This is a genomic window from Oligoflexus sp. (assembly GCF_035712445.1).
GTDB lineage: Bacteria > Bdellovibrionota_B > Oligoflexia > Oligoflexales > Oligoflexaceae > Oligoflexus.
Window position 1 is genome coordinate 1 of record NZ_DASTAT010000139.1, and the last position, 15,769, is coordinate 15,769.

Sequence of the window (15,769 nt, forward strand, 5' to 3'; positions counted from 1 at the left end):
GCGGAGCCCGGGTTGATTCTTGATGATTTTGAAAGCGGCCTGCCATGGGAGGTCAAGGAATGGGGGGATGGCGGCACTCTCAGCGCCGATACGCAGCATGTTTCGCACGGAAAGAAGTCGTTGCGCCTGCAGTTTGAAAAAGCCGGGGGGGAGCCTCATCCGCGAGGCATCGTTCTGCGTCGCTCCCTTCTGGGAAAGGCCAGCGACTATCAGGATTTTACCTTCGATATTTTTGTGGAGACCACAGCGCCGCTGCGCCTTCACGCAGGAATTGATGCCGACCGCACTTATGAACGCACGTCCATCGTCCTGCAGCCTGGCTGGAATCGCAATATCCAGCTGCCGCTTCTGGACGGGAGTTTTACGGCCTGGGATTCTGAACAGGGCCACATTCCCTTAAAGCCTGACATGGCGATCGGCTCTTTGATTCTGAGCTTTCATCGGGAGCTGAATGAACCCGGCAGTATTTATCTCGACCACATCAGGGCCCAGTCAAGACCTGAACTGAATTTTAAAAAGGCCAAAGGCCATCCACCCCTTCAGCCCATCCTTCGCTTTCAAAAAATCATCAGGCCGGACGGCGTGGCCCAGGTCTATAGACCCTGGGAATGGACTGTGGATATGAATGCAGCTGTTCTTGATCCCTATGATCCGAACGAGCTGGACCTGAAGGCCACCTTCACTTCACCCCGGGGACGGACCATGGAAATACCAGGCTTTCTTTATGCAGGCACCGTCACAGGCGTCGAGCCGGTGCGTGATGCTGTCTGGAAAATTCGCTTCACGCCGACCGAGCCGGGCGAATGGAGCTATCGCGTCTCGGTTAAAAACCGTGGGCAATTTGTTCAAAGCGAGATCTTCAGCTTCCGGGCCGAGACCGGCAGGGACGATGGCTTTATTCGGGTGGATCCGAAATCTCCCCAGTACTTCAGTTTTGATTCTGGACGCTTTTATTATCCGATCGGGCAGAACGTCGCTTGGCTTCCCTTCCAGGATTACGATCGCTACTTTGAGCGGATGGCGACGCACGGCGAGAACTGGGCCCGGATCTGGATGACGAACTGGAGCTTTGGCATTGAATGGAAACCTATGGGCCAATTCCAGGGGCTTGGCGCTTATAATTTGGAGCGGGCACAAAAACTCGATGAGCTTTTGGAGAAGGCGGACACCCATGACCTTTACCTGCAGCTGGTCTTTGATTTCCATGGAGCCTACAGCAGCAAGGTGAATCCGGAATGGTCGAACAATCCCTACAATGTGATCAACGGCGGATTTTTAGCCAGTCCTGATGAATTTTTCACCAACCCCGAGGCCAAGGTTGTTTATAAAAAACGTCTGCGCTATATCATAGCCCGATGGGCCGCGAGCCCCCGTGTGATGGCCTGGGAATTTTTCAACGAAGTGAGCTTCACTGATAATTTCAATGAGCGGAACGTCAACGCCTGGCATCTGGAAATGGCCAGCTATGTGAAACAGCTCGATCCCTATCAGCATCTTACCACCACCAGTTATGGTGGGGACGCCATGGGCGATGTCTATCAGCTGCCGGTGATCGACTTCTCGCAGTACCATATCTATGCGCAGAATGTTGTCAAGCAGCTGCCCCGCATCAACACCAAACTCAGCCAGTATAAAAAGCCGTATTTCATAGGCGAATTCGGCAGCGACGCGGCCAATGGCGGGGATGATCAGGATAAGACCGGCGTCTTTCTGCATGCGGGACTTTGGAGTCAGTTCATGCAGCCCGCCAGCGGCAACGCCATGCCCTGGTGGTGGGATTCCCATATTGAACCGAATAACCTTTACTATCACTTTGCGGGTCTCGCTCGCTTCGCCCAAGGCGTGGACCGGCGTCAGCACCCCTTCGTACCCTTCGCCCAGAAACTGCGCATGACGGTCGGGGATCAGACCTATGATTTTGATTTGATCGGGCTTCAGAGTCCCGATCTTTCCATGTTCTGGCTGTGCGATTCTCTGGGCATGAACCCAAAAGGAAGGCCCGAGCAGCTGGCCTATCAGGATGTGAAGATCGCTCTGCCCGACTTCAAGGATCAGCTCTATGACCTTGAATTCTGGGACACCTATCAGGGCAAGGTCATCGACACGGCGAAGCTGGAGCCGGACGGAGGCCGACTGGCTTTCGAGCTGCCGCGCTTCAGCAATGATATCGCGTTCAAGATCAGGCCTCGCCAAACACTGGCGAGACTGATCCGTTCGAATAAAAACCAATGAGGCCTTGCATGGGACAATCCTTTACGAGCCGTCGGCCGCCGGAAGCGCAGCGCTGTTTCAAAAGTCCGGCGGTCGAGCATTTGATTCGGGAAATCAAGGACTTTCTGGGGCACGGGGAGTTAGCCTGGCTCTTTGAAAACTGCTTTCCCAACACCCTCGACACCACAGTTTTCTTTGATGCCGAGGGTCCTGACACCTTCATCATCACCGGGGATATCCTGGCCATGTGGCTGCGGGATTCCTGCGCTCAGATCTGGCCTTATCTGCCTTTGATGAAAGAGGACCAGGGCCTGGACCGTCTGGTCCAGGGCACGATTCGACGTCAGGTGCACTGCATTCACATTGATCCCTATGCCAACGCCTTCTATCAGGATGCGCGCATGAGTCCCTGGCAAAGCGATAGGACCGACATGAAGCCGGGCGTGCATGAACGAAAGTGGGAACTCGATAGTCTCGCCTCGTTCCTGCGTCTGTCCTATGGCTACTGGCATCATACCGGCAGCACAGCCGTCTTCGATGCCGCCTGGGTGAAGGCGGTTCGTCTCATCTGCACGGTAGCGGAAGAGCAGATGGGAGCGGACCGGGGTCAGTATTATCGCTTTCAAAGGGTGTCCGATATCGCGACCGAGACCCTGCCCCTCAGCGGCCAGGGCAACCCGGGGCGGCCCTGTGGTCTTGTGGCTTCGGGCTTTCGCCCTTCGGATGATGCCTGCATTTTTCCTTATCTCATTCCATCCAATGCCATGATGGTGGTGAACCTGCGGCACGCGGCCGAACTTCTTCAGATCCTGGGCGTCGAGGACCTTGCCGAAACGTGCAATCGGCTGGCGACGACGTTGGGTGCCGGGATTCATGAATGGGCTGTGGCTGATGCCGGCGACGGGCCGGTCTTTTTTTACGAGGTGGACGGCTATGGCAGCCGGGTTTTTATGGATGACGCCAACATCCCGAGTCTTCTCTCGCTCCCCTACCTCGGCTATGTTTCCCGGAATGATCCCACGTATCTGCGTACGAGGCAAAAGCTTTGGAGTCGGGCCAATCCCTATTTTTTCCAGAGCGAAAGAGAGGACAGAAGGCCGGAACACGAAGGCATAGGCAGCCCCCATACCGGAACTGGCGCCATCTGGCCTTTGAGTTTGATGATGTATGCTTTGACCAGTGAGCGTGATGATGAGATCAAAAAAGCCCTGCGGATCCTGATGAGCAGCCATGCGGGAACAGGCTTCATGCATGAATCCTTCGCCTGCGGTCAGCCCGGGAATTTCACGCGTTCCTGGTTCGGCTGGGCGAACTCGCTCTTCGGTGAGCTGATCGTTACCCTTTACCGCACGCAGCCCGAACTGCTTTTGAGTTTCAAGGCGTGAAAGAGAAAAGGCACAGGGACTGACCCTGTGCCTCTTGAATATTTGAAACGATCATAATCTCACGACTATTCTCGATCAAAAACTTTCGGAACGCGCGTCGCGGGGACCACGCTTTCTGTTGTCGATCGCTTCGGAAACCTTGACCCGGCGGCCATCGACTTCCTGACCATCGTACTGAGTGATGGCTTCGCTGGCGTGCGCAGCATCCACGAACGTCACGAAACCAAAACCTTTGGAGCGGCCTGTTTCGTAATCCGTGACGATCTTCACATCTTCAACCTCGCCGATGGCTTCGAACACGCTCCGCAGAACGTCTTCACTGGTTCTGAAATTCAAGCCACCGATGAACAACTTTTTACTCATACAGACAAAACCTTAACAAAAGAGTCTTAAAAAGCGAACACTGTTCGAGAACAGCTTCACTGGAAACCTGGCATTCGCAATGACAAGGGGAAAAGAGACAAGGGCTGCTTTTACCTTCATGAAGAGACGTGCGAGGCTACTTTCTTATTATTCTATCATGCTCCATCGAAAGAACAATCGCAAAAAATGAACGACGAATATTTTTGTTCAGAAGGAGGGCGCTATCTTGCCAAAGTTCCACTGAAGTTTGCCCCTTTTAGGACGACAACCCCAATAGGAAGGCCTCGGGTTGATCAGCGGCGGACCCTGGCCTGCAGTTCAAGATGCTCGCGTGTCAAAGCCTCCACGAGTTCAGTCGCATTCTCAATTTCCGCTTCGATGGAACTGCCCTGCGCGATATTTTTCAGATAGCCCTGGATGTCGACAGGCTTTAAAGACGTCGTGCTCTTGTTTTGATAGACCATGTTCTCGGCCTGAGTGAAGCGCGTTTCATAAACAGACGAGAGACTGCGCAAAAGGCGGATCAGATCGCGGCATTCCTGAATCAGACGTCCGCTGATGTTTTCCCAGCGGCCATAGGCAATAGCCTGCTCGGCATAATGAATCAGCTCCTGATTGCGCACCGGTTTTTCGATCAGGGCATGGCAGCCCGCATTCAGGGCTTTGATGGCCAGTTCCTTATCGGCGACACCTGTGAACATGACCGTTGGCGTCAGGATACCTTCGAGTTTAAGCTGCTCCAGGAACTGCAGACCATTCATCCCAGGCATACGAAAGTCCGTAATGATGACATCGGTCCTGTGCCCTTCGATGAGTGCCTTGAGCGCCTTCATGGGATCGTCGAAGGTACTGACTTCAAAGCCCTGAGCGCTGAGAACTTCATGGCAGATTTCAAGAATCTCACGGTCATCATCGAGCAGCAGGACGCGGCCTTTAATCATATTCACACCCAAAGCTGATTGCCTTGATTATAGGTCAAGGCCGATCCCGGCGTCCAGCGAGAGAGTGACTGCTCTTCGGATCAAGCACACCGGCCGTCCGGTTGTGCGGCGTCAGCCAGCGTGCAACATTTTTGACTAGCTCCAAACGAAGCTCCTGACTCCGTATGGGTTCCTTCTGAATCAGGCGCCAATCGCCGAGCACTTCGAATTCGCCCAGCTGCATGGTGAAGGCGCGGACATTGCGGTTGACATCGGCCCAGGCCGCCGTGTTCTCCGCCTGGAATCGACGCAGATCCTTGTCCTGGCAGCTTCCTGCGGATGATTCCACAAGGCGCGCCAGGCGCTGAAGAAGGTCGCGAGCATCACGCCCCGGCCCGGGTTTGGCCATGAAGACGATGAAGCCTTCATCCACCGACTGCTGCACGAATCCAAAAGCTTCCCGAGCCAAACCCGTCTGAATTAATTTCTTCTGAAGCGGACTGTCCCTGTGGCTGCTGAGGCAATGCACCAGAGCCTGAGCCGCGACGAAGGAAGGATCCGCTCCCGGCATGGCGCGATAGATGAGGCCGACATAGGATGGGCCGCCCGGTTTGGGAATCACGATCATTCTCTCGCTGAACTGAGGCTTCAACTCGAACGCGCGTTCATCAAGGGTCGCAGTCCGATTCAAAAGAGGAGCAAAATATTTTTCAATGAGGCGCTGCGCGTCCTCGATCGCAAAGGCACCGCCGATACTCAATACGGCGAGACCAGGATGATAGCGTCTTTGATAGAAAGCCTGAATATCCTCAAGGCGCGCCTGCAATAGGCCCGCCTCCAGACCGAAGGTATCACGGCCATAGGGATGATGAGGATAGGCGATCGCCATCATCTCCTGAAGCAGGGGCTGAAAACCCGAGCGGCCGCTGTTCTCCCATTCTTTCTTCACAGCCACGAGTTCCTGCTGCAGGGCGCTTTCCGTTAAAAGAGCCAGGCTCATGCGATCAGCTTCCATGGCCAGAGCATAATCAAGATTCTGCGGTGAGGCCGGCAGGGTTTCGTAATAGGTGGTGCGATCAGCGTTGGTGTTGGCATTGAAGCGGGCGCCGCGGCGTTCCAGTTCACGGGGGATATCACGGAAATTTTGAGTATTTTGAAAGGCCATGTGCTCCAAAAGATGAGCCATTCCATATTCGCGAGGCCCTTCATGTTTCGCGCCGGTTTTGTAGACGACATTGACAGTCAGAGTGGGTTCGCGGACATCGGGATAGAGCAAAACTTTCAGGCCGTTAGGCAGCGTATAGCTCGTCACTGGCCGCATGACGGAAACTTCGTCAGCGAAAAGGGGTGCCGGGAGCTGGCTCCATACCACCATAATCATTAATAATTTAAATACCTTAAGCATCCAAGCTCCATTCCACAAGCATCCGCAGGCGCGCATTCTGCTTATAATGGAGCAGGTCTTATGCCATCCCCTGGCCCGGGCCTGTGCTACAATCTCCGGAATAAACGGGAGAAATTCTTATGCTGACAGCACTCCTCAGGTGGATGGATCCGGACCAGCTTTTCGCGGTTCTGCTCGATCAAAAACCCGAGGGGCCGCGCTCGGATCTGCCCCTGGCCCGGCCGCCTGCGATTCCCGATCAGGTGCTTTTAAAAAAACTGATTCCGGCTGATCTTTACCGGGATGCGATGCAGGCCGGATGGATGGGCATGCACGCGTTGAGCTTCGCGCTGCGTTATCGCGTGACGGAACTGCAGCTTCTCTTTCATCTGAATCATGCTGACGTCGATCATGGACTCCGCCAGGAACTTTTGGACAGCTGGCAACATATGCAGGGACTGGAGAGTCTGCCGATCTTTGGCTTTTCACCGCTTGGAATTCATGTGAGTGCAAGGCCGCGTGGAATCTGCCGGGCCTTTGATGCGATCTCGCTCTGGTCCTGTCATGAGTCCACCGCTGGTATATTCTGCGCAGCCCATGCCGCCGAAGCTTTCTGGATTCCCGCGGCCGCTGCGAGTCAACAGGCGATCATGTTTCGCTATTACGCGGATCTGCAAAATTTTTCTCTGTATGGAGAAGCGGATCTGGAGCAGATGATGGGCGCTTTTTGGAAGCGCTATGAAGCCTATGCAGCCGAGGATATGGGTGCGGCCCTGGAATACTTCGGATTTCAGGAGGCCAAGGATCTGCGCGCCTTGGGAGCTACAGAACTGCGCCGCAAATTTTTGCAGCTCTCCATGGTTCATCATCCCGATCGCGGGGGCGCCGAGGAAAACTTCGTCCGTCTCCAGCGGCACTATCAAAGACTGAAACTTTATCTTGAGGCGCTTTAACCGAGGTCCCTTAGCAACGCTGGCGTACCCGCAAAGCGCATACGAGCCTGGACCTCTTCAAAATTACTCGCAAGTCCCGTGACGACATCCGCAGGGGTAAAGGGATCCACGCCTTCGGGCAAAAAGGCATCCAGGGGCGCTTCGTCATGACGGGTGGCACTCGGACGGGATTTTTTCGGCGCCTTGGCGCTTTCCGCTGCGAGGCTTTCCTTGATAGCGCGTCGCACCAACTCATCCACCGAAATAAGATACTGCGCCGCCTGACGTTCAAGCTGCGCCAGGAGTGTGTCATCGAGCTGAACCGTCAATGTCGAGGGCTTGCGAGACACTCCGCGGTTAGGCATCTTTATAGACCTCCAGGATGGGCTGATTTAAAAGCCATAATAACACACTGAGGTTCCGAGGGCTATGGAAGATCTGTTTGAAGCGATACGCGAAAATGCCAGCAAGGACGCCTGGTCACGCGGCGTGGAACTTGCGCGACAGGACGCGGTAACGGGTGACCGTAGCACGGATGAAGAAATTATTTTGCGCGTGCTCGATCGCAAGACCGGAGTCAGCGCCGTCATCACTCTTCTTCCTGATGACCTGGATTGGAACCGCGACTGTGCCTGCAAGGTTGATCCCTGTCCGCATGTGGCCGCAGCGATCATCGCGCTCAAGAGAGCGCACGAGCAGGGTCAGGAGCTGCCCAAATCGAAAACAGCGGCCGGCACCATCGTGCATGCGCTGACGCGCGATCACGGGGCTCTGCATTTTGAGCGCGTGATCAATCTCGACGGTCAGCTGCAGCTGCTCACAACGCCTCTGACCAGCATTTCCACCGGTCGCGTGACCAGTGTTCCGGTCACGCCCACCAAGGTTGACCTTGCCGTGGAATCCGCTCTGCAAGGCGATCGCCGTGGCCGACTGCAGGCAGCGACCTTCGCGCGGATTCTGCCACTGCTGATCGAGGCGGAGGTCACGCTTGATGGTCAACCCTGTGCTGTGAAACGCGAGCCTCTGGGCCTTGTGATTGCCATTCGGGACGAGGGCATCGGCATTCATGTCCTGGGAAAAAGGGATGCGCGCATCATCGAAACCTTCAGCAACGGCGCGGTGCTGAGCGCCGAAGGCCTGCATCCCCAGGCTGAAATCCAGCTGGATCCGGAAGAGCGGCAGATGCTGGTCAATGGCTTTCATGTTCCCCTGCGTGATCTTGAAAAATTTTCGAGTGAAACGCTTCCCAAATGGGAACGGCGCTTTCGCATTGAAAATACCGCCAGCAATATGCCGAAGTTCGTCGATGCCGAGGCAAGGCTCGATCTCTATCTGGAGGCGCGTGGCCACGAACTCTGGCTGCAGCCTGGCCTCGTCTATGGCGATCCTCCGATAGCGCGCATTCGTGATGGCGTTTTCCGTCCGACCGGCTCCGAGGTTCCCATTCGCAATCCGGATCGGGAACGAAAACTCAAGGATGATCTTTGGCGGCAATGGGGTATGGAACTTTATCAGGGCCGACTCTATGCAGCGCCTGAAGCCATTCGCATGGTCGAACATTTCAAGAATTGGGATGGTGCGATCAGCGGCGATGGATTCCGTCATTTCCGTAAAATGGGGCGCTTGAAAGCGGATGTGAGCTGGCGGAATGGGCGCCTTGAACTGGATATGGAATTGGAAGCTTCGCCCGGAAAAAATCAGGTGGATGGAGCGGCGGCTCTGAAAGCCTGGGAGCGCGGGGAAAGTCTGGTTCCGCTGCTGGATGGTGGTTTTGCGGAACTGCCCCAGGATTGGTTCGCACGTTTTGGAAAAATGGTCCTGGATCTTCTTTTGGCCCAGGAAAACAAGGAGTCGCTCCCCAAAGCGGCCCTGCCCCAGGTCATACAACTCTTCGAAGAGCAAGGTAAAGCCAGTCCTCCCGACCTGGCCGCGTTCCGGCGACTCAGGCACTTTGATTTTCATAAGGCTGATGTTCGTTTGCCGCCGCATTTCAAAGCCGAACTCAGGGCCTATCAGAAGCAGGGCGTGGCCTGGCTTCAGCATCTGAAAGCTTTGGAACTCGGGGCTCTCCTGGCCGATGACATGGGTCTTGGGAAAACCGTTCAGGCGATTGCCACTCTTTCGCCGGAAGGCAATCTGATCATCGCGCCGACCAGCGTTCTGCCCAATTGGAAACGTGAGCTGGAACGCTTCCGCCCTGATCTGCGGGTTGTGATCTATCACGGTCCGCAAAGGCAATGGAATCCGTCTGCGAATGTCGTGCTGACGAGTTACGGACTGGTCCGAAGCGAAGAGGAACGCTTTGCCGGCATCACCTGGAATACCCTCGTGCTCGATGAGGCGCAGACCATCAAAAATCCCGAGAGTCGCATCGCTCAGGCTGTTCAAAAACTGCAGGGAAAGTTTCGGCTCGCGCTGTCGGGAACTCCTGTGGAAAATCGTCTGGATGATCTTTGGAGTCTTTTTGCATTCCTGAATCCAGGCCTGCTGGGAGGGCGCAAGGATTTCCGGGAACGCTTCAGTCGGCCTATCGAGGATGGTCAGGAGGCCGTGGCAGACCGTTTGAGACAGATCATAAAACCCTTTATTTTAAGGCGTCTCAAGCGTGATGTGGCCCCTGAGTTGCCACCGCGCATCGAAAAAGTTTTGTATGCCGAACTCTGGCCGGAAGAACGTGAGCTTTATTCCGCACTGCAGGCGGCCACGCGCCGTGATGTGGTCGAGAAACTTCAGGCGGGCGGCTCGGTGATCGAGGCCCTCGAAGCTCTGCTCAGAATGCGGCAGGCCTGCTGTCATCCCGCGCTGCTGCCTCAGCAGTCTGCACCGCATTCCTCGAAACTCACCGTTTTGATGGAAAGTCTGGAGGTGGCTCTGGCAGAGGGACACAAGGCTTTGGTCTTCTCGCAGTGGACCAGCCTTCTCGATCTTTTGGAACCGATCCTGCAAACAGCGGGCATGCGCTATCTTCGATTGGACGGCAGCACGAACGATCGCCAGGCCGTGGTCGATGCCTTTCAAAATCCCGATGGTCCTCCGGTCCTGATCATGTCGCTGAAAGCCGGAGGCGTGGGTCTGAACCTGACCCAGGCCGATCATGTGTTCATCCTCGATCCCTGGTGGAACCCTGCGGCGCAGGATCAGGCTGCGGATCGCGCGCATCGCATTGGGCAGGACCGCACGGTCATGATTCATCCCATCGTGGCCCTGGATAGCGTCGAGGAAAAAATACTGGAGCTGCAGGCTGCAAAGCGCGCCCTGGCGGCCGCTGCGGTCGGCGAAGGAGCGGCGATTCCGTCCCTGTCCCGCAACGAGCTTCTGGAACTTCTCGCTTGAGCACGCAAAACAGCCTGGTTTTATCAAAAAACCAGGCGCCCCCTTATCCAAAGGGGTCAACTCCCTACCGTAATCCGCCGATATCTCAGGCAAGGCCCAGCTCTTTCCGGCCATGACAGAGGAGTGGTTTCACCTTGGGAAACTATGATAAAGACCTCAGCGTTCTGGTGCTGTCGGCGCACAAGGATCATGCGGAAACAATCCTGAAAGCGCTCAAAAAACTGGAACTGAATAAAATCCATCTGATGGATAACGGCATCGAAGCCCTGCAGAAGATGACCGAACAGAGCTTTGGCTTTTTGATCTGCGATCAGAACATCCGTTTTATCTCCGGCTGGCTCCTGATCAAGGAAATCAAAACCTCGGACCGTATTCCCAACATCCCCGTGATCCTCTTTGGCAAGGATGCCCAGCCGGAAAGCGATGATGTCCTGAAACGCTATGGCCTGATCAAGTATCTGCAGTTCCCTGTGCAGCCTTCAGACCTCGATTTCACGATCCATTCGACGCTTTCCCTTTTCAACACCTCGGGCACGGTGGAAAACAAGTACACCAAAGCCAAGGATTCGCTCCTGAACAATAAATCGAAGGAAGCGATCGAACTTTACTCCGAGCTGCGCGGCCTGACCAAAAACAGCGCGCGAAGCTCGATGGGCCTCGCCCAGGCCTTTCTGCAGGATAAGCAGGCAGCCCAGGCGGACAGGGTGATCGAGGAACTCTCGCGCAGTGATGAGGATTCCCCGGCGCGCTCGCTCCTGCAGGCGAAGATTCATCTGCAGAAAAACGAGTCGGACCGGGCCTTTGATCTTTTGAAAAAAATCCTGGACCAGGTGCCGAACGGTTTCTATTACACCAAGGCCATCAAACTCCTGATGGACTTTCAGCAGTTCCGCAGCGCGGCTCCCTTGTGCCACGCGGCCATGCGGGCTGGAATCGAACGACCGGAATTTCTGCTGTGCCTGGGCAAGGATCGTTACAATGAAGGCGATATGGAAGGCGCGCTGGATTATACTCAGCAGCATGAAAGCTCGTTCGGCATGACCAACGAGATCTATAACCTTCGCGGCGTCTGCTTTAAAAAGCTGGGCGATCATACCCGGGCGATTGAATCGTATGAACAGGCCCTGCGCCTGAATCCCACCGATTCACGCGTCTACTTCAACCTTGCGATGTGTTCGATCCAGATGAAGCGGAATGATGAAGCGGCCCGCTATCTGGAATTCTGCCTTCAGTATTCTCCCAACTTTCCCAAGGCGCGCGAGAAGCTGGATGAACTGCGCAAAAGGAATCCGGCAGCATGAGCGAATTTGGATCGGCCCTGGATGATGATATTCTGAACGACCTGCTCGGAAGCGGCGGGACGGACTATGAGCTGCGTCTGGTGGCGGTGACCGATCGCGGCGCGCGGGACCTCGTCCAGACCTTTCAAGCGCAGAATCCGACCATCCAGGTGACGGCGGCTCACTACGAAGACGATGTCCGCATCTTTCTGGAGGATGCAGATATCGTACTTTTGGAGTGCCGCATTCTGGAAGGGTTCAAGGATCTGAAACTCATCAATTCCATCCGCCAGATCAGGCCCTTGATTCCGATCGTGGCCATCAGCAGCAACATGGACGCGGAATTCATGGTCGCCGCCTATGAAACAGGCGTCTCCGACTACATCAGCGTCAGCACCTTGCCCGAACTTTTGCTGGCGAAGCTCCGCACCCTGCATCGGATGGCGGAAGCCACGCGCTTTCTGGAAACCAAGAACAAGGAAGTCGTCGACACCATGCAGTCGCTGCGACATTCCAAGGAAAAGTTGAAGTCCGAAATCAATTCCCGCATCAATGCCGAAACCCAGAAGGAGTTCGCCCAGGAACTGGCGACGATCCTGAAGCAGAATAAAGAGATCCTGGATAACCTGAGGGAAGCCTTTTTCATCATCAAAAAAGATCTGACCATTGCACCGACCACATCCGCATCCTGCCGCGTCCTCTTCGGTCGCGATCCAGGACGAAAGCCCCTGGGCAAAACCCTTGGCTTCCGTGATGAGAAGGAAGAATTTCTGCGCATGTCCCTGGAGCAGCTGTTCGAAGACTTCATGCCCACCGATGTCACGCTGCGCATGTTGCCGCGGCAGGTCATGACGGTGAAGAATCGCAGCCTTGACCTTGCCTACACTCTGATCCGCGATGCACAGAATAAACCCGATCGCGTGATCGTGGTCGCTGCCGATGTTACGGAAACCGTGCTTCAGCAGCAGGCCTATCAGAAACAGCTCGATACCTCGAACTGCCTCTTTTCCATACTGCAGAACCGGGATGCATTCCTGGAATTCCTCGCTGATTTTAAAAATGACCTGCAGACGCTGCGCAGCTCCAAACAGCGTGAAACCTGCATGCGCGTCCTTCATACCATCAAAGGCAACAGCGGGGTCTATAATCTCGATTTCCTGCAAAAGCGCATCCATGCCATGGAAACGATGGTGGCTCAGAAGAAATCGAGTGATGCGGCGTTCTTTGCTTTCATTCAAAAAGCCGCCACCGATATTGAAGAGCAGATGCAGCGTTTTCTGCAGCGGCATCAGAAAATTCTGGACATGGATTACCAGGAATCGCGCCAGGATATTTATACCATGACCGGCGAGCAGCTGCAGGGCCTTCTGACTCTGGCGCGGGATGTGGAAAGTGGCACGCGCAAGGTTCTCATCAAGGAACTGGAAGGCCTTCGCAGCCGCCCCCTCAGCATTCTGACCGCACCGCTTCATAACAGTGTGCATCGGGTTGCGAAAAAGCTGGGCCGGGATATCGACTTTACAATAATCGGCGACGGCTGGCGCACCGATATCGAATCACTTTCGCCTCTTTTCCGAAGCCTGGTGCACCTTGTCAACAACGCCTGCGATCATGGCATTAAATCGCCTGATGATCGTGTGGCCGCTGGGAAGCCTGCCCGCGGGATCCTTAGGCTCAGCATGGGGCCGGATGAGGGCTTCGGCTTGAAAATCGTGATCGAAGATGATGGGGCCGGTATTCACGCTGATCGCATCCTGGAAGTCGCGCGCAAGAAAAATCTTTTGCCCGAGCTGCAGCTGCAAAGATTGAACAGGGATCAGATTCACGCTCTTATTTTCCTGGATGGATTTTCCACCTCGACCGAGATATCGCAGACCTCGGGCCGAGGCGTCGGCATGTCTGCGGTCAAGGCCGAAGTGGAAAAGTTGGACGGTTCGATCACCATTGCCACCAAACCGGGATCAGGCACCTGTTTTACTCTGCGCATTCCCGGTGTGTCCCTGCAGGATCAAAGCGGTAAAGCTGCGTGATGATTACGGCAGCATCAAAGCGGTAAAACTGCCTGATAATCACGGCAGGATGCGCGCAGCGTTTTTGGGAACCGTGACCCCTTCCACCGTTTTCTTGCCATTGCCAAAATTCATAAAGACCCGTGTTCCATCCGGCATAAGCCAAAGCTCGGGAACTTTCTGTTCGGCGGTAAAAAGCCTGTCTTTCATGTTATTCAATTCAGCAGGAATTTCCGCGGGAAAATAGCTGGCGAGCCGCGCAGGCTGACTGGAAAGTCCATTCTGAACCTGCGGCCCCGTATAACCCCAGCCCCAACGTTCAGAATCCAGACGCGGCAGATGATCGGATACCACCATAGCCCCACCCGTCGCGGCCGCCACCCAGGCCCCGGCCTCGACCTCATCGCGAGATAGAGCCCGTAAAAGCGCAGGATCCGCATCACACAGAGTCACCTGGCAATAGGCCTGGCGTCCTGCAACCGAACGCGCCTGGTTCGCAATGAAACTGGGAGCCGGTCGCGGCAGCCCAAGGAACGCTGGTTTGAATGCGATATCACCACCGACACGCCAGGCATCGGCGTATTCCAGCGTGGCAAGCGGAGGCGCCCCGACCGCGAGCAGAAGAATATCATCACCAGCCGCCTCACGAATCAAACGCAGAGCCTCGTGATAAGCCTGCATGCCTGTCCAGGACTGGGCGCGTTTGCCTTCCAAAGCGCCTGCAAACAGGAAGTCAATCTTGAGCGTTTCAACACCGAAGCCTACCAGGCGTTGAATGGTATCCTGCAGATGTGCCGCCACCACAGGCTGCGATACATCCAAAACCAAAAGATCAACGCCTTTGGGATTTCGATACACAGCGTCTTTAACAAACCACGTGGGATGAAGACGGGCGATTTCACTCGCAGGGTTTGCAAGCAAAGGCGCAATCCAAAGGCCCATATGCATATCCGCGGCCTTGAGGGTTTGCACGAGCCCCTTCACACCCGAAGGAAATTTTGCATTCGGCTCCCAATCTCCCCACTCCTTCTGCCAGCCATCATCCAAAGTGAGAGTCAGCTGCGCATCGGGCCGGCGCGGGCTCCAGAATTTTTGCACGGGCTGAATATTCGCAAGGAAATCCTTTTCGGTCACATCATCCCAAAGGTCATACCATGAATTCCAACCGATCAAAGGCGCCCTTCTGAATTCCTTGCGGCGTGTTTCCAAAGACGCCGCATAAGCGTCCAGATGCTTCTGAAGATCCGGCCCGAGCCCCAGGAACCAGTTTTCCTGAATCCCCTCCCCTGCCTTGAGCCGCAGCTTTTCACCGGCGCCGCTGATCAGCTTCACGCCATAGACATCAGGCCCGCTTTGAAAAAACTGCACATAGGACTTGAGTCGCGCCGCGGTCGTCGCACCGGCCAGAAAACTGGCCTGATCGCTGCCGATGTAACTCATCCACCAGGACAGTTCCTTGCCCCTTCGATAAACTTCATCCTCACCCGTTTTTTGTAGGGCCTCCTGCAGTTTCACGGCCGAGGGTTCCGCAGCCAGCTGAATGATTCCAGTCTGCGACCAGGACTGAAATCCTTGCGAGAGCCAGCCTCGAACGCCTGGAATCCTGAGGCTTCCCTGCAAACCAAAGCCTTGAAATTCAGTATCCCCGGCAGCCTGAAAGGAAAGCGCAAGCTGTGTTCCCAGCGTGCTCAGGGTCATGCGTCCCCGTCCGGGAAAGTCGCAGATCTGGATCTGTTCGCTCACCGAGCAGGATTCCGCAGGGATCCAGTTTCCCCCTTCCCCACGCATAACGGGAGTGAGTTCCAGGTCAAGCCCCCGGGTAAAATCATTCATTCGTACCCGCTGATCCTCGAAAACCAGCGAAGTCGAGCCCTGAGCCAGTCCGCTGACCAGCGTCAACGTCCATAGAAATTTGGTCATGAGGTCCCCCTCATTGAAGTGTTCCTAACCTT

General features: G+C 55.3%; 11 protein-coding genes. 6 read left to right on the forward strand and 5 right to left on the reverse strand.

The annotated features are described in order from the left end of the window. Both VFO10_RS28790 and VFO10_RS28795 read left to right on the forward strand, forming a co-directional pair. A partial coding sequence (locus VFO10_RS28790; RefSeq protein WP_325145480.1) for a DUF5060 domain-containing protein occupies positions 1 to 2,232 on the forward strand: 2,232 nt, incomplete at its 5' end. Between the two features lie 8 nt (positions 2,233 to 2,240). After that, on the forward strand, positions 2,241 to 3,596 hold the full coding sequence (locus VFO10_RS28795; protein ID WP_325145481.1) for a glycoside hydrolase family 125 protein: 1,356 nt from the start codon (positions 2,241 to 2,243) through the stop codon (positions 3,594 to 3,596). Between the two features lie 75 nt (positions 3,597 to 3,671). On the opposite strand, the gene VFO10_RS28800 is transcribed toward VFO10_RS28795, so the two are convergent. The 3 genes from VFO10_RS28800 to VFO10_RS28810 all read right to left on the reverse strand — a co-directional run bounded on the left by VFO10_RS28800 (position 3,672) and on the right by VFO10_RS28810 (position 6,200). Further along, entirely contained in the window at positions 3,672 to 3,959 is a 288-nt protein-coding gene (locus tag VFO10_RS28800) for an RNA-binding protein (protein ID WP_325145482.1), read from the reverse strand. A 293-nt stretch (positions 3,960 to 4,252) separates the two neighbouring features. Further along, positions 4,253 to 4,900, reverse strand: coding sequence for a response regulator (locus tag VFO10_RS28805; RefSeq protein ID WP_325145483.1), 648 nt, complete (start codon positions 4,898 to 4,900; stop codon positions 4,253 to 4,255). Positions 4,901 to 4,934: 34 nt separating this feature from the next. Next, a complete protein-coding gene (locus tag VFO10_RS28810) occupies positions 4,935 to 6,200 on the reverse strand; it encodes a pitrilysin family protein (protein WP_325145484.1) in 1,266 nt (421 codons plus the stop codon). A 203-nt stretch (positions 6,201 to 6,403) separates the two neighbouring features. On the opposite strand from VFO10_RS28810, the gene VFO10_RS28815 reads away from it, so the two are divergent. Then, positions 6,404 to 7,216, forward strand: a complete 813-nt coding sequence (locus VFO10_RS28815) for a J domain-containing protein (RefSeq protein ID WP_325145485.1) — start codon at positions 6,404 to 6,406, stop codon at positions 7,214 to 7,216. Here VFO10_RS28815 and VFO10_RS28820 read toward each other — a convergent pair. Then, complete coding sequence (locus tag VFO10_RS28820; RefSeq protein WP_325145486.1) at positions 7,213 to 7,560, reverse strand: hypothetical protein; 348 nt, start codon at positions 7,558 to 7,560, stop codon at positions 7,213 to 7,215. The two genes, VFO10_RS28815 and VFO10_RS28820, sit on opposite strands and share 4 nt — an antisense overlap. Before the next feature lie 64 nt (positions 7,561 to 7,624). On the opposite strand from VFO10_RS28820, the gene VFO10_RS28825 reads away from it, so the two are divergent. The 3 genes from VFO10_RS28825 (at position 7,625) to VFO10_RS28835 (ending at position 13,838) form a co-directional block, all read left to right on the forward strand. Further along, positions 7,625 to 10,528 carry an SNF2-related protein gene (locus VFO10_RS28825; RefSeq protein ID WP_325145487.1) on the forward strand — a complete coding sequence of 968 codons (2,904 nt, stop codon included), beginning with the start codon at positions 7,625 to 7,627 and terminating at the stop codon, positions 10,526 to 10,528. Positions 10,529 to 10,662: 134 nt separating this feature from the next. Beyond that, entirely contained in the window at positions 10,663 to 11,829 is a 1,167-nt protein-coding gene (locus VFO10_RS28830) for a tetratricopeptide repeat protein (protein ID WP_325145488.1), read from the forward strand. Next, positions 11,826 to 13,838 (forward strand): ATP-binding protein, encoded by a 2,013-nt coding sequence (locus tag VFO10_RS28835; RefSeq protein WP_325145489.1) that lies wholly within the window; start codon positions 11,826 to 11,828, stop codon positions 13,836 to 13,838. Before VFO10_RS28830 ends, VFO10_RS28835 begins: the two co-directional genes overlap by 4 nt. 39 nt (positions 13,839 to 13,877) lie before the next feature. On the opposite strand, the gene VFO10_RS28840 is transcribed toward VFO10_RS28835, so the two are convergent. Continuing rightward, positions 13,878 to 15,737: a glycoside hydrolase family 36 protein gene (locus tag VFO10_RS28840; RefSeq protein WP_325145490.1), complete on the reverse strand. Its 1,860-nt coding sequence runs from the start codon at positions 15,735 to 15,737 to the stop codon at positions 13,878 to 13,880. Between the last annotated feature and the right edge of the window lie 32 nt (positions 15,738 to 15,769).

What these genes read in the sequence shown, in the direction of transcription:
- VFO10_RS28795 (WP_325145481.1), top strand. Translation starts at nt 2,241, where the DNA reads ATGGGACAATCCTTTACGAGCCGTCGGCCGCCGGAAGCGCAGCGCTGT.
- VFO10_RS28800 (WP_325145482.1), bottom strand. Translation starts at nt 3,959, where the DNA reads ATGAGTAAAAAGTTGTTCATCGGTGGCTTGAATTTCAGAACCAGTGAA.
- VFO10_RS28805 (WP_325145483.1), bottom strand. Translation starts at nt 4,900, where the DNA reads ATGATTAAAGGCCGCGTCCTGCTGCTCGATGATGACCGTGAGATTCTT.
- VFO10_RS28810 (WP_325145484.1), bottom strand. Translation starts at nt 6,200, where the DNA reads ATGCGGCCAGTGACGAGCTATACGCTGCCTAACGGCCTGAAAGTTTTG.
- VFO10_RS28815 (WP_325145485.1), top strand. Translation starts at nt 6,404, where the DNA reads ATGCTGACAGCACTCCTCAGGTGGATGGATCCGGACCAGCTTTTCGCG.
- VFO10_RS28820 (WP_325145486.1), bottom strand. Translation starts at nt 7,560, where the DNA reads ATGCCTAACCGCGGAGTGTCTCGCAAGCCCTCGACATTGACGGTTCAG.
- VFO10_RS28825 (WP_325145487.1), top strand. Translation starts at nt 7,625, where the DNA reads ATGGAAGATCTGTTTGAAGCGATACGCGAAAATGCCAGCAAGGACGCC.
- VFO10_RS28835 (WP_325145489.1), top strand. Translation starts at nt 11,826, where the DNA reads ATGAGCGAATTTGGATCGGCCCTGGATGATGATATTCTGAACGACCTG.
- VFO10_RS28840 (WP_325145490.1), bottom strand. Translation starts at nt 15,737, where the DNA reads ATGACCAAATTTCTATGGACGTTGACGCTGGTCAGCGGACTGGCTCAG.